This window comes from [Zimmermannella] faecalis ATCC 13722 (genome assembly GCF_000381765.1).
Classification (GTDB): Bacteria; Actinomycetota; Actinomycetes; order Actinomycetales; family Microbacteriaceae; genus Gulosibacter; species Gulosibacter faecalis.
Genome location: NZ_KB907075.1, coordinates 56,673 through 70,287, shown reverse-complemented (window position 1 = coordinate 70,287; position 13,615 = coordinate 56,673). Strand labels below are relative to the sequence as shown.

Annotated in this window: 11 protein-coding genes; 3 read left to right on the top strand and 8 right to left on the bottom strand. The window is 72.5% G+C overall.

Going from position 1 to position 13,615, the window contains the following annotated elements; all coding sequences use genetic code 11:
- A complete protein-coding gene (locus G328_RS13940; protein ID WP_019617869.1) occupies window positions 1-387 on the bottom strand; it encodes an SdpI family protein in 387 nt (128 codons plus the stop codon).
- A gap of 11 nt (window positions 388-398) precedes the next feature.
- A complete protein-coding gene (locus G328_RS16585) occupies window positions 399-632 on the bottom strand; it encodes a DUF3073 domain-containing protein (RefSeq protein ID WP_019617868.1) in 234 nt (77 codons plus the stop codon).
- A gap of 203 nt (window positions 633-835) precedes the next feature.
- On the opposite strand from G328_RS16585, the gene G328_RS13935 reads away from it, so the two are divergent.
- Window positions 836-2,005, top strand: coding sequence for an NAD(P)-binding domain-containing protein (locus G328_RS13935; RefSeq protein ID WP_019617867.1), 1,170 nt, complete (start codon window positions 836-838; stop codon window positions 2,003-2,005).
- Here G328_RS13935 and G328_RS0103020 read toward each other — a convergent pair.
- The 3 genes from G328_RS0103020 to G328_RS0103010 all read right to left on the bottom strand — a co-directional run bounded on the left by G328_RS0103020 (window position 1,992) and on the right by G328_RS0103010 (window position 5,073).
- Window positions 1,992-2,660 (bottom strand): hypothetical protein, encoded by a 669-nt coding sequence (locus G328_RS0103020; protein ID WP_019617866.1) that lies wholly within the window; start codon window positions 2,658-2,660, stop codon window positions 1,992-1,994. The genes G328_RS13935 and G328_RS0103020 overlap by 14 nt on opposite strands.
- Window positions 2,657-3,754: a DUF4097 family beta strand repeat-containing protein gene (locus tag G328_RS0103015; RefSeq protein WP_019617865.1), complete on the bottom strand. Its 1,098-nt coding sequence runs from the start codon at window positions 3,752-3,754 to the stop codon at window positions 2,657-2,659. Before G328_RS0103015 ends, G328_RS0103020 begins: the two co-directional genes overlap by 4 nt.
- A gap of 62 nt (window positions 3,755-3,816) precedes the next feature.
- On the bottom strand, window positions 3,817-5,073 hold the full coding sequence (locus tag G328_RS0103010; protein WP_019617864.1) for a GNAT family N-acetyltransferase: 1,257 nt from the start codon (window positions 5,071-5,073) through the stop codon (window positions 3,817-3,819).
- 133 nt (window positions 5,074-5,206) lie between these two features.
- On the opposite strand from G328_RS0103010, the gene G328_RS0103005 reads away from it, so the two are divergent.
- The gene (locus G328_RS0103005; protein WP_019617863.1) at window positions 5,207-8,551 is read left to right on the top strand and encodes an efflux RND transporter permease subunit; all 3,345 of its coding nucleotides are present in this window, start codon (window positions 5,207-5,209) and stop codon (window positions 8,549-8,551) included.
- Window positions 8,552-8,640: 89 nt separating this feature from the next.
- A complete protein-coding gene (locus G328_RS13930) occupies window positions 8,641-10,230 on the top strand; it encodes a DEAD/DEAH box helicase (RefSeq protein WP_235619839.1) in 1,590 nt (529 codons plus the stop codon).
- Here the strand turns inward: G328_RS13930 and G328_RS13925 are convergent.
- From G328_RS13925 to G328_RS0102985, 3 genes are read right to left on the bottom strand one after another with little or no spacing between them, the layout of a single operon-like run.
- Entirely contained in the window at window positions 10,227-11,138 is a 912-nt protein-coding gene (locus tag G328_RS13925; RefSeq protein ID WP_019617862.1) for an energy-coupling factor transporter transmembrane component T family protein, read from the bottom strand. The genes G328_RS13930 and G328_RS13925 overlap by 4 nt on opposite strands.
- Entirely contained in the window at window positions 11,135-12,883 is a 1,749-nt protein-coding gene (locus tag G328_RS13920; RefSeq protein ID WP_019617861.1) for an ABC transporter ATP-binding protein, read from the bottom strand. The genes G328_RS13925 and G328_RS13920 overlap by 4 nt, the downstream gene beginning before the upstream one ends.
- Window positions 12,880-13,455, bottom strand: a complete 576-nt coding sequence (locus G328_RS0102985) for an ECF transporter S component (protein ID WP_019617860.1) — start codon at window positions 13,453-13,455, stop codon at window positions 12,880-12,882. Before G328_RS0102985 ends, G328_RS13920 begins: the two co-directional genes overlap by 4 nt.
- Window positions 13,456-13,615 lie beyond the last annotated feature (160 nt).

Sequence of the window (13,615 nt, the reverse complement as noted above, 5' to 3'; positions counted from 1 at the left end):
CTAGCGCTTCGGGGCGTCGAGCACGCGCTGCGCGGCGCGGTGCCCGACGAGCAGCTGCGAAATCGCGCCCGCACCGGTGCACGTGACGGCGGTCGCGCCCGCGACGAGGAACGGCACGACGGTCGTGCCGAGGAACATCGTCGCGATGCCCGCGATCATGCCGAGCCCGTTGAGCACGAGCGCCCACGGCCAGGCGGCCTCGTGCGCCGCCAACCACGCGGCATCGGATGCGCGGGTCGCGTTCGTGCGGATCCCGCCGAGCGAGTTCGCGTCGATGCGCCCGACGATAACGAGGCGGATCGCGGCGATCGCGGTGAAGTTTCCGACGGCAAGCATGAGCCCCAGGATGATCGCGAGGGCGATCCCTGGGGCCTGCAACGACTCCATGCGCGGGTCAGCTACGCGCGCCGGCGCTGGTCGTAGTCGTCGCCTTCAGACTCGTAGTCGCTGTCGTCATCGAGATACTCCGACCACTTCGACAGCTCGTCTTCGGCGCTCTCGGCTGCGGGAATCGGCTGACCGCCGCCTCCCTGGAGTTCGCGTTGCAGCTGCTCGTAGTCGGTCTCGGGGATGTTGTACTTCAGCTCCCGAGCGACCTTGGTGTGCTTCGCCTTCTGACGGCCACGCCCCATGCGCAACCCCCCTAATAGCTATCGTGCCGGTCGGAGGCACCGACGCAGCACGGAACGACATACAAAAATACTTGGGCCAACACTACCACGCATGGCATTCTCGACCGCCGTGCGGGGCGGGTTCCGTACCATTGAGGCGACGGCGCGCGAGAGCTCCAGATCGGCGCCGCAGCCCCGTTCAATTCCAGCCCTCAGGAGCGCCAGTGCCGGCCGATCGCGAGATAGATATCGCCGTCATCGGCGCGGGCGCGGCCGGGCTCACGGCGGCGTACTCGCTGCGGGCGCTCGGGCTCAACGCGCTGCGCGACTTCATGGTGTTCGACGCGCAGCCCGCGCCGGGCGCGACATGGCAGCACGCCTGGAGTTCGCTGACCGTTGGCCGAGCGGTCGAGCTCGGCGAACTGCCCGACATCGCGGGGCAGGCCGACCTCGGCCTGAGCTTTCGCGACCTCGACCCGTCGCGGCGCGTGCACGAGGCGGTCGGCGCCACCTGGCGGTACTACCAGGACGCCTACGGCCTGTTCGTCGCCCACGGGATGCGCGTGACGAGCGTGCGCTCGCGGCCGCGGCGCGACGACCTGCGCCTCACGGTGCGGGGCCCGACGGGCGCCGAGCGCGAGGTGTCGACGCGCGTGCTCATTAACGCGACCGGCAGCTGGTCGAACCCATTCGTGCCCTGGTATCCGGGGCAGCTCGAGTTCGAGGGGCCGCAGCGGCACGCCTACCGCATCGAGCGGTTCGGCGAGTTCCGCGACCGGCGCGTGCTCGTCGTCGGCGGCGGCCGCAGCGCGGTCGCGGTGCTGCTCGAACTCGAGCGGCGCGGCATCCGCACGCTCTGGTCGACCAGGCGCACCCCCGACTTTCCGACGCGGCCGACCTTGGGCATCCGCCACCGCCGCTCGTACACGGTGCACGAGCTCGCGAACGCGAACCTCTCGAAGGTGCGACGGATGCTCGAGCGCGGCACCCGCATGCCGAGCGACGTTTCGGTGCGGGGCCTGCCGATGTCGCGCGCGATCTTCGAGGCGCAGCGGCGCGGCACGCTCGTGTCGCGCGGCCCGATTGAGCGGCTGCTGCCGGGCGGGGTGCGCTTCGTCGACGGCACGGTCGAGGCGGTGGATGCGGTGGTCTGGGCGACGGGCGGGCGCGAGTCGCTGCGGCACCTCGCGCCGCTCGGGCTGCGCGACGCCGGCGGCTCGCCGAAGATCTCGGGCGGCTGGTCGCGGCGCGACGACCGCGTCGCGTTCCTCGGCTACGGCCCGGGCATCGACCCCGTCGACTCGCTCGACGAGGCCCTCGAGATCGGGCAAGACGCGATCGACCGGCTCGCGGCCCCGAGCGTCGAGGTCGCGCGCGGCATCATGACTCGGTAGCGCGCAGCTCGTTGAGCATCCGGGCGCGCAGCGCGAGCACGTCGGCCTCGATGCGGGCGACCGCCTCGGGCGTGAGCGTGCCGGCCTCGGCCGCGCGGCGGGTCTCGGCGCGCACCGCGAGGCGCAGGGTTTGCGTCACGGCGTCGACGCGCTGCACGAGGTCGCGGCTGGGGTTGGGCTGCGCTTCGGTGTTGGGCGGCGCGGATGCGGTGGGCGAGTGGCGCGCGTCGGTCGCGTCGAGCGCGCGGAAGGCGGCCTGCCCGCGGTGCACACGCTCGGTGAGGTCGTCGCGGAGCGCGGCGCGTGCCGCGGCGAGCTCCTGTCGGGCGGCCGCCGCGCGGGAGCGCACGGAGTCGTCGCTCGCGAGGAGCGCCGCGACCTCGGCCGATCGCCGCGCAACCTCGGCGTCGCCCACCGACGTCGTCGAGTAGAGGGCCGTCGCGCCCGTCGTGCGGGCGACGGCGCCGCCCGCGACGAGGTCGTGGAGCAGCCGCGAGAGCGCGGATCCCGCGACCTCGTAGCCTGGCCCCTCTTCGGAGCCGGCACCGAGCCGCTCGCGGAGCGCGTCGCGCACCTGCGTGAACTCGCGCGGCCGCTCGCCGAGCAGGGCGAGCACGACGAGGCGCAGTTCGTCGTCGCGAAGAATGCCGGTCATGCGTCGTGCTCCCCTCGGGCGGTGCGGAATCCGGTGAGGTCAGGGCCGTTCTCGTCGGTGCTGCCCCCGTGGGTGCCGTCCTGGTCGTCGGCGGGTTCGGCGCCCGCGGTTGCGTCCGGCTCCCCATCGGCATCGGCCGCCGGCTCGCCGACCCGGCGCACGCGCGGCGCGTGCGAGAAGTCGACGGGCGAGTCGCTGACCCGCCACGCGGCCGAGGTGGTGCCGGGCGCATCCTCGGCTGGCCCATCCGTCTCTGCTGGCCCATCCGTGCCGTTGGGTGCCGCCGAGTCGCTCGGCAGGTCGGCGCCGACGACGCTGATCGTGCCGCCGACCGAGTTGAGCCGCAGCTCGAGCACGGGCCCGTCGCCCTGCGCGGGCTCGCGGTGGCGGCGGCCGTGCAGCGGGTCGACCCAGTCGTCGCCGAGGTGCGCGCGGGCCGTGACGGTCTGGATGTTGTAGCTCGGGTTCGTGCCCTCGGCGAGGCGCACGGTGAGCTGGCCCGTGACGCTGCTGTGCGCGAGCGAGCGGGCGTCGGGGCGCTGCGAGTCGACGACGGCGGTGCCCGACACCGTGTTGCCCGAGTACTCGTCGAAGGGCGCGGCGACCGTGATGTCGCCGGTCGTCGTCTTCACGTCGAGGCGCCCGCGGTGATCGCGCGCACTCACGTCGCCCGAGACCGAGCTGAGCGAGAGCGCGCCCTCGGTCGCGTCGGCGAACTGCTCGCCGCTCACCGTCGCGAGGCTCACATCGCCCGCGACGCCGCGCACGAGCACCTCGGCCGAGGTCGTCTTCACGGTGACGTCGCAGCGGCGCGGCACGAGCACCGCGACGTGCGCCTCGGGCGGGTCGACGAGCGTGCGCATCGACTCACGGGGCTGCTGCCAGTCGAGCTGCGGATGGTCGATGCGCAGCTCGTCGCCCTCGAGTGACACCTTGAGGTCGCGGCCCGTGAGGCCCTCGACCTCGACGCGCGCGGTCGGGTCGTCGTGCGCGACGACGCTGACGCTGCCGCCCATGAGGCTCACGCGCGCCCGGCGCACGAGCCCGAGGTCGATCGTCTTCGGCGCGTTCACTCGCCAGGTCTCGGTGGCCATGTCGGCTCCCTCCCTGCGGCCGCTCGGCCGCGCTGCTGCGGGTGTAGTTGCAATTGGTGCGGTTAGTACCCGGTCGTATTGCGCATCGGCGCGAACCGGTGGAACAGCCGGTCGAACGCCGCGACGTCGCGCGGCTCGCCCGTCACGCGGCCCGCCTGCGCGAGCGCGGTCGCGGTCGTGTCGGACTCCCAGACGCGAGCGAGCTCCGCGACGTCGAGCGTTACCTGCGGCGCCGCATCCGTCGCCTCGGCGCTGCCGCGGCTGTCGCGCGCCGCGATGTGCCAGGTGCCGTCGGCGTGGCCGAGCGAGTCGGTGATTCGCACCGTCACCTCGCCGTCGGTGTCGAACGAGCGCGCCGCGACCGCGCGGGGCACGTCGAGAATGCGCAGCCAGTGCAGGTCGCCCACGTCGTCGATGCGCACGGCCCGCTCGTCGACGAGCGCTGGCAGCAGCGGGTCGGATGCGGTGACGTAGTAGTCGAGGCGCTCGATGAGGTCCATGCTCGCGAGGGCCTGCCAGAGCGCGAGCTCGACGCCGAAGTTCGCGCCGACGACCTTCTGCACGTGCACCTTGCGCGGGTGATCCCAGCCCCGGTGCTCGAACAGCGCGAAGCCGTCGACCGTGCCCGACTCGTCGAAGTGTGCGATCGCGCGCAGCTTCTTCGAGGGGCCCTCGGCCTCGGAATCCCACTGCCCCGTGTCGCCGAGGAACGTGCGGTGATACGGCAGCACCGACCCGACGTTTGCCGCGTGGAACGCTCGCACGACGCGCCAATAGTGCGGCTCGAGGAACGACGGCGCGATCCACTCGACGCGGCCCGCAGCGACCGGCGCCTCGTCGCGCAGCCGGAACTTCGCGACGTCGATTTTCGCCTCGGCACCGTGGGCGACCGGCGCGAACCCGAATCGGCCGTAGATCGTCGCCTCGCTCGCGCTCAGCGTCGCGAACGGGATGCCCGCGGCCTTCGCCGAGGCGAGCTCGCGCGTCATGAGCTCCCGCAGCACGCCGCGGCGCCGGTGCGCCGGGTTGACGCCGATCGTGTTGATGACGAGCGTCGCCGCGTCCTCGGCGCCCGCGTTGTAGTGGCCCGAGAACGCCGAGAACCCGCCCGCGATCGCGTCGCCGGACGGCGTCGACGCCGTCACCATCGCGAGGCGCGCGCCGTCGGCACGCCGATTGTCGCGGAACGCCGCGACCTGCGCATCCGTCGACGGGGCACTCAGCAGCGTGAGCTGAAACACCTCGAGGTACTCGCGCCACCGCGGGTCGTCGTCGGGGGTGTCGAGCGGAAGGATGTCGAAGCGATAGGAATCGTGCACCCGGCAATTGTGTCGCCCGCGCCTGGGCGCGAGTCGACCCCGCGGCCCGCGCCGCGTATCCGCCCTTGTCGCCCGAATTGGCCCGAACCTGAACGTGCGCGTGGGCACCCCGTCGCTGTGGAAAACTGAACGGGTGCACGGTCTCGCCAAACTCAGCCTCGCCAACCGCGCGCTCATCGCGCTCATCACCATCTCGATCGCCTTCTTCGGGGCGCTGCTCATGACGAACCTGAAGCAGGAGCTGATCCCGTCGATCTCGCTGCCGCAGGTGTCGATCATCACGACCTACCAGGGCGCGTCGCCCGAGGTCGTCGACGAAGACGTCTCGCAGCCGGTCGAGTCGGCGCTGCAGGGGCTGCAGGGGCTCGAAACCACCTCGACGACGTCGACCGACGGGCAGTCGGTCGTCTCGGCGAGCTTCGAGTTTGGCACTGACATCGTCTACGCCGAGCAGCGCATTCAGCAGGCGCTGAACCGCATCGACGCGCAGCTGCCCGATGACGCCGAATGGAACGTGCTCTCGGGGTCGATCGACGATCTGCCCGTCGTGCAGCTCGCGTTTACTGGCGGCGGCCCGGCCGACCTCGCCGACCGCGTCGAGCAGCTCGCGGTGCCCGACCTGCGCGGGCTCGACGGCGTGCGCGCCGCCGACCTCTCGGGCGACCGGCCGCAGCGCATCACGATCGCGCCCGACCTCGAGGCGCTCGCCGCGAACGGCCTGACGCCGCAGGACATCACCGACACGCTCGACGACGCCGGCGTGCTCGTGCCGGCCGGCACGCTCACCGAGGGCGACGAGACGCTCACGGTGCAGGCGGGCGACCTGCTCGGCTCGGTCGACGACCTGCGCGAGACCCCGATGCCGGTGTCGAGCGACAGTGACGGCACGCAGCCCGATCCCGCGGCGCCGGCCGCGCCGGCGGAGCCCGTGACGCTTGGCGACGTCGCCGAGGTCACGCAGGAGTCGGCGCCGGTCACCTCGATCTCGCGCGTGAACGGCGAAGACGCGCTCACCGTCTCGGTGACGAAGCGCCCCTCGGCGAACACGGTCGAGGTGTCGCAGGCGGTCGCCGAGGCGCTGCCCGCGATCGAGGCCGCGCTCGGCGACGACGTCGACGTCACCGTCACGCTCGATCAGGCGCCCTTTATTCAGCAGTCGATCGACACGCTCATCACCGAGGGCCTCCTCGGGCTTGCGTTCGCGGTGCTCGTCATCTTCTTCTTCCTCTTCTCGGTGCGCGCGACGCTCATCACGGCGATCTCGATTCCGACCTCGCTGCTCGTGACGTTCATCGCGCTCACGTTCCTCGACTACTCGCTCAACGTGCTCACGCTCGGCGCGCTCACGATCGCGATCGGCCGCGTCGTCGACGACTCGATCGTCGTCGTCGAGAACATCCGACGGCACCTCACGATGCACCCGTCGGCGTCGCTGCGCGGCGGCGAGCGGGCGCGCATCATCGTCGAGGCCGTGCGCGAGGTCGGCATGGCGATCACCGCGTCGACCCTCGTGACGGTCGCGGTGTTCCTGCCCGTCATCTTCGTCGGCGACGTCACCGGCGAGCTGTTCCGGCCGTTCGGACTCACGAGCGCCGTCGCTCTCCTCGCCTCGCTGTTCGTCTCGCTCACGATCGTCCCGGTGCTCGCGTACTGGTTCCTCGGTGGTGCCCGCGTGCGGGCGGCGAAGAAGGCGGATGCGGTGCGTGAGGATGCGGTGGCGGAGGTCCCTTCGGACGCTCCGGCGGACGCCTCCGCCGACGCGTCGCCCGCGACCGGCAAGCACGCGATCATCACGCCCGAGTCGGCCGCCGCCGAGGCCGAGGCGAAGCGGGCGCTGCTCGTCGCCGACGACGCGAGCGCCGCATCCGACTCTGCCTCCGAACCCGACGCCCCCGAGGCCGAGGAACCCCGCAACTGGCTGCAGAAGGCGTACGAGCCGCTGCTGCGCGGCATCATCCGCCGCCCGGCCTGGGTGCTCGTCGGCGCCGTGGTCGTGCTCATCGGCACGGTCGCGCTCGTGCCGCTCATGAAGACGAACTTCCTCGGCTCGGCCGGGCAGAACACGTTCGCGATGACGCAGGAAGTCGCGCCGAACGCCTCCCTCGAGTCGAAGACCGAGCACGCCGAGCGCGTCGAGCAGGTGCTTGAGGGCACCGACGGCATCGAGATCGTGCAGGTGAACTACGGCGGCGGTGGCCTCGAGTCGCTGTTCCTCGGCGGATCGAACACGATCACGTGGTCGATCACGACCGACGAGAACGCCGACGCCGACGCGATTCAGCAGCAGCTGCGCGACGAATTCGAGCAGCGCGACGACGTCGGCGAGATCGAGATCGGCGCGTCGGCCGGGTTCTCGACCGACGTGACCGTGCGCGTCGCCGCGCCCGACGCCGAGACGCTGACCGACGCATCCGATGCCGTCGTGCCCGCGCTCGAGGGCGTCGAGGGCGTGCAGCAGGTGACGAGCAGCGTCGATGAGACGCGCCCGTTCGTCGAGCTGAACATCGACGCGACCGAGGCCGCGAAGTACGGCCTCAACGAGGTTGCGATCGGCGGGCAGGTCGCGCAGGCGCTGCAGCCGGTGCCGGTCGGGTCGATCATGATCGACGGCACGTCGCTGCAGCTCTACTTCGTCGGGTCGGGCGAGGCACCCACCTCGGTCGACGAGCTGCGCGAGCTGCCGATTCCCGTCGGCGCCGGCACTGTGCCGCTGAGCGACCTCGCCGACGTCGAGGTCGTTGACGGTCCGGCCGCGATCACCTCAACCTCGGGCACGCCGTACACCGAACTCACGATCGTGAGCGACAACGACGACCTCGGCGGGCTCAGCGGCGACATCACCGAGGCGCTCGACGGTGTCGAGCTGCCGGGCGGCGCGACGGTTGAGCTCAGCGGCTCGGCAGCCGACCAGCAGGAGGCGTTCGAGCAGCTCGGACTCGCGCTACTCGCCGCGATTCTCGTCGTGTACATCGTCATGGTCGCGACGCTGAAGAGCCTGCTGCAGCCGCTGCTGCTGCTCGTGTCGGTGCCGTTCGCCGCGACGGGTGCGATCGCGCTGCAGGTCGGCACCGGGATCCCGCTCGGCGTCGCGTCGCTCATCGGCGTGCTCATGCTCATCGGCATCGTCGTGACGAACGCGATCGTGCTCGTCGACCTCGTGAACCAGTACCGGCGCCGCGGCGACGACGTGCCTACCGCGACGTTCGCGGGCTCGACGCGACGTGTGCGGCCGATCGTCATGACCGCGCTCGCGACGATCCTCGCGCTCACGCCCATGGCGCTCGGCATCACCGGACACGGCGGGTTCATCTCGCAGCCGATGGCGGTCGTCGTGATCGGCGGGCTCTTCTCGTCGACTCTGCTCACCCTCGTCGTGCTGCCCGCGCTCTATGTGCTCGTCGAGGGCCGCCGCGAGCGCCGCGCCCGCCGCCGCGCCGAACGCAACGAGGCCCGGTTGCGCGAAGCCGGGCTCGCGTAGCGGAGCGCTGCCCGCGCCCGCCCATGGCGCTCGCGGGCGGCGCGGCGTGCGGTCGCTACCCTAGAAGTCGAGCAACCAGGAGGTGCCGAATGGCCCGAGGCTACAAGGCCCCCTCGAACTACGAGCCGCGCAAGAAGAAGGGCGGCAAGTTCGCCGCCTCCAAGTTCGGCGCAGCGAAGGGCGGTGCTGCGAAGGGCAGCACCGGCAAGGGCGGCGCCGGCAAGGGTGGCCGTCCCGAACCGTCGGCGCGCCCGAAGGCGACCCCGCCCGAGCCCCGCGGCGCCGCAGCGAAGCGCGGCGACGCCAAGCGCACCAACGCCCGGAACAGCGACACCCGAAACGCCCGCGCCACCGACACCAAGCGCGGCAACACGCAGCACACCGACACCAACCACACCCCCGACCGCCGCGCGCCGCGCCTCGAGAGCGACCGCGTGTATCCGCCCCTCGAGGCCCGCGCGATCACGGCGGCCGAGGCCGAGGGCATCACGTTCGCCGACCTGGGGCTCGGCCCGCGCATCATCCGCGAGCTCGCGAAGCAGGGGGCTGAGACGCCGTATCCGCTGCAGGTCGCGACGATTCCCGACTCGCTCGCGGGCCGCAATGTGCTCGGCCGCGGCCGCACGGGTTCGGGCAAGACGATCGCGTTCGGCGCGGCCCTCGTCGAGCGCCTCTACCTGCTGCGCGGCAACCGCGGCCGCGCCGAGGGCCGCGCCCCGCAGGCACTCGTGATTGCGCCGACCCGCGAGCTCGCGCTGCAGATCGACCGCACGATCCAGCCGCTCGCCCGCGCGATCGGCCTGTTCACGACGCAGCTCTACGGCGGCGTGCCGGCCTCGGCGCAGCGTGCGGGCCTGAAGCGCGGCGTCGACATCGTCATCGGCACGCCCGGCCGCCTGAACGACCTCGCCGACCGCGGCGCGCTCGACCTCAGCCAGATCGTCATCACGGTGCTCGACGAGGCCGACATCATGAGCGACATGGGCTTCATCGAGCAGGTGAACAGCATCCTGTTCCGCACGCGCCCCTCGGGGCAGCGGATGCTCTTCTCGGCGACACTCGACAGCCAGGTTCGTGGCCTGGTCGAGCGCTACCTGCCCGACCCGGCCGTCTACGAGGTCGCCGACGACCGCGCGGCGATCGACCACCGCATCCTCGCCGTGCGTCGTGATGACAAGGACGCGGTCGCGGCCGAGCTCGCGGGCGCGGGCGGGCGCGTGCTCGTGTTCGTGCGCACGAAGCTCGGCGCCGACCGGCTCGTCGACGCGTTCGCCGAGCACGGGGTTGCGTCGCTCGCGCTGCACGGCGACCTGTCGCAGGAGGCGCGCACCGCGAACCTCCGCAAGTTCCAGGCGGGCAAGGTCGACGTGCTCATTGCGACCGACGTCGCGGCGCGCGGAATCCACGTCGATGACATCGACCTCGTCGTGCAGTTCGACCCGCCGACCGGGCCGAAGACGTACGTGCACCGCGCGGGCCGCACGGGCCGGGCGGATGCGCGCGGCACGGTCGTCACCCTCGTGACGCCCTCGCACCGTGACCGGATGCGCGGGCTGCTCGCCGAGGTCGGGCTCGATGCCCCGGTGGTCGCGGCCACGCCGGGCGGGCCGGAGCTTGCCGAGTTCGCGGCGAGCGGGGCCCCGGAGACCGCGGCCCCGGAGACCCAGGCGGACAGCTAACCTCCGAGCAGCACCCCACCGACGAAGCACGCTGCGAACGCGACGAGCCCCGCGGCGAGGAACACCCAGTCGAGGGCGATGAAGCGCAGCGGGTGCCGTTCGGTGCGGGTCGCGGCGTAGCCGAAGCCGCGCGCATCCATTGCGAGGGCGACGCGGTCGGCGTGCCGCATCGAGCCCGCGAGCAGCGGCACGAGCGAGGCGCGGTGCCGCCGCAGCCAGCCGCCCGGTCCGTGCCCGAACGCCATGCCGCGGGCCCGGTGCGCGCGGCGAATGTTCTCGAGCTCGTGGCGGAATCGCGGCACGAACCGGAACGCCGCGATGCCCGCGTAGCCGAACCGGTACGGCACGCGCAGGTGCTGCACGAGCGCGCGCACGAAGTCGGCGCCCGAGGTCGATGCGCCGCTCAGCATCGCGAGGGCGAACAGCGCGATGAGCCGCAGCGAGTTCGCGAGCCCGTGTTCCCACGTGCCGAGCGTGAACTCCCACGCACCGATCGCGAACAGCACGGGCGTGCCCTCGCCGAGCACGGGATTGACCCAGACGCCGAGCGTCACCGAGAGCACGAGCGCGAGCACGGGCACGCCGACGAGCAGGGCGACGCGGGTGCGCCAGCGCAGGCGGGTGCCGGCGACGAGCAGCACGAGCGCGACGGCGGCGACGAGCGCCGGCACGCGCCAGCCGCCGACCGTGAACAGCGCGATCATCGGCACGAGCGTCACCACGAGCTTCACGAGCGGGTGGATGCGGTGCAGCAGCGGCAGCCCGAGGCGTCGCGACTCCTCGAGGGTCGCGCGGTCGAAGCGCGCGTCGATGCGGGCGAGCTCGCGCTCGCGGGCACTCGCGGCGTCTTGGGCCTGAGTGGAGACCGACGCGGTTGCCTCGGCCGTCGGCTGCGTGCGCGGGCTCACGGCGCCGTCGCAATCGTCGTGGGGAGCTCCCGCAGCCGCATGATGCCGCCGAGCGGCTCGGGCAGCCCCCGGAACGCGGCCGCGACCGGCGGCAGGCCGAGCCCGACCCGCTCGAGGCTGTCGCCCGCGAGCACCTCGTGCGTCGGGCCCGCGGCGACGAGCGCGCCGTCGGCGAGCACGAGCATCCGGTCGGCCTCCTCGGCCGCGAGCTGCAGGTCGTGCGTCGCGATGAGCACGGTCGTGCCGCCGTCAACGAGCTCGCGCAGCATCGCGACGAGCTCGGCGGCCCGCGCCTCGTCCTGCCCGAACGTCGGCTCGTCGAGCACGAGCGTCCGCGCGCCCGACACGAGCGCGGTCGCGACCGAGAGCCGGCGCTTCTGCCCGCCCGACAGCACGAACGGATGCTGTTCGGCGTGCGCCGCGAGATCGAAGCGTTCGAGCGACGCGGCGACGCGGGCGTCGATCTCGTCGGCGTCGAGCCCGCGGCTGCGCAGCTCGAGGGCGAGCTCGTCGCGCACACGGCCGGTGAGGAACTGCTGTTCGGGGTTCTGGAACACGATGCCGACGCGATCGCGCAGCGCCCGCTCGGGGAGGCGCGCGGCGTCTTTGCCGTCAACGAAGACCTCGCCGGGCGGCGGGGGAGTGATGCCCGTGAGGGCGTGGAGCAGCGTCGACTTGCCGGCGCCGTTCGGCCCGACGAGCGCGGCGAACGAGCCCCGCGGCACCGAGAGCGTCACGTCGCGGAGCACCTCGCGGCCGCCCGCGCGCACCGTGAGGCCGCGGGCACCGAGGGCCTCGGGGGTGGCGGCGTCGGTGCGGGCAGCTGGGCGAGCGAACTCCGTCACGGCGACCGGCGCGGGCTCAGCGCCAGGCTGGTCCGAAGCTTCGCGCCCCAACCCCGCCTCGAGCATCCCGCGCAGCTCCGCGACGGTGAGCGGCAGCCGCGGCAGCCGCATCCCGGCGCCGCGCAGCCGCAGCCCGAGCTGCGTCGCGACCGGCAGCCACACGCCGAGCCGGGCGAGCGTCGCGGCCCCGTCGACGAGCACCTCGCGGGGCGTGCCCGTCATCGCGGGCCGGCCGTCATGGTCGAGCACGAGCACGCGCGTCGCGATGCGCAGCGCCTGGTCGAGGTTGTGCTCGATGAGCACGATGCCGATGTCACCGCGGGCACGGATGCCGTCGAGCACGTCGTACACCTCGGCGGTCGAGCGCACGTCGAGGTTCGCGGTCGGCTCGTCGAGCACGAGGCAGGGCGCCTCCTGCGCGACCGCCGCCGCGATCGCGAGCCGCTGCCGCTCCCCGCCCGAGAGGTGCTCGGGGGCGTCGTCGCGACGATTCCAGAGGCCGACCGCCCGCAGCGCCCGCTCGACCCGCGCATCCACCTCGGCCGCCGGAACGCAGAGATTCTCGGGCCCGAACGCGACCTCGTCGGTGACCGTGCCGGCGATGATCTGCGCGTCGGCGTCTTGAAACACGGTCGCGACGCGGGCGCTCGCCTCGGCGAGCCGCAGGTCGTCGAGCGCGTCGCCGCCGAGCTCGACCCGGCCGTCGACCTCGGCCCACACGCTCTTCGGCACGAGCCCGTTCAGCGCGAGCGCGAGCGTCGACTTGCCGCTGCCCGACGGCCCGAGCACGAGCAGCACCTCGCCCGCCGCGACCTCGAACGACACGTCGACGGGCGTCGGGCGCGCGGCATCGCGGTGCGTGACGGCGAGCCGATCGCAGCGCAGCAGGGGGATGCTCACGACGCGCTCGGGCGCTCCCGGCCGCGGCGTTCGTCGCGCTGCAGCCCGCGGGCGACGCCGGCGCGGTCGAGGGCCCCCGCGAGCCACACCCCGACCATCGTGAAGATGATGGGCGACACGAGGAAGCAGCCGACAATGAGGATGCTGCCGACCGGCGTGTAGTCCTCGCCGCCGAGAATGCCGAACGCGGCACCGGCCGTGATGCCCGCGCAGAGCAGACCGCTCACGAGGAACAGCCAGCGCGCCCACACCCGGTAGCGCGCGATCGCGAAGGGGAGCTCCTGCACGACGCCGATCATGAGGCTCGTGAGGAACGCCATGAAGAAGATGGGCTGGAACGGGCTCGCGATGAGCCCCGACAGTGCGGTCGTGAGCAGGCCGACGCCGGGCCGGTGGAACAGCGCCTGCGCCGTCGCGCCGGGCAAGAAGTAGAGGCCCATCGTGAGGCCGTACACGAACGGCACCGTGTTCACGGTCACGAGACCGAGCCAGGCGTGTGCGGTGAAGAGCACGCCGCCGGCGACCGCGATTGCCGCGCACGTCATGAGCAGACGCGTACTGATGTTGTTCATGGAGACCTCCCCACGAGTCTACGGCGCGCGCCGATCTCAGAACGGACAAATTCAAAAGAACACACCACGGAAATTTGCCCGAACTCCAGGTGCTGGTTACCAAGCGTGGCTACGGTTGCCGCATGCGAGGGAGCACTCGCGCCAGTCAGGGCTTGGAGGT

Excerpts from the sequence above, each read along its gene's own strand:
- G328_RS13940 (WP_019617869.1), bottom strand. The coding sequence starts at position 387 with ATGGAGTCGTTGCAGGCCCCAGGGATCGCCCTCGCGATCATCCTGGGG.
- G328_RS16585 (WP_019617868.1), bottom strand. The coding sequence starts at position 632 with ATGGGGCGTGGCCGTCAGAAGGCGAAGCACACCAAGGTCGCTCGGGAG.
- G328_RS0103020 (WP_019617866.1), bottom strand. The coding sequence starts at position 2,660 with ATGACCGGCATTCTTCGCGACGACGAACTGCGCCTCGTCGTGCTCGCC.
- G328_RS0103015 (WP_019617865.1), bottom strand. The coding sequence starts at position 3,754 with ATGGCCACCGAGACCTGGCGAGTGAACGCGCCGAAGACGATCGACCTC.
- G328_RS13930 (WP_235619839.1), top strand. The coding sequence starts at position 8,641 with ATGGCCCGAGGCTACAAGGCCCCCTCGAACTACGAGCCGCGCAAGAAG.
- G328_RS0102985 (WP_019617860.1), bottom strand. The coding sequence starts at position 13,455 with ATGAACAACATCAGTACGCGTCTGCTCATGACGTGCGCGGCAATCGCG.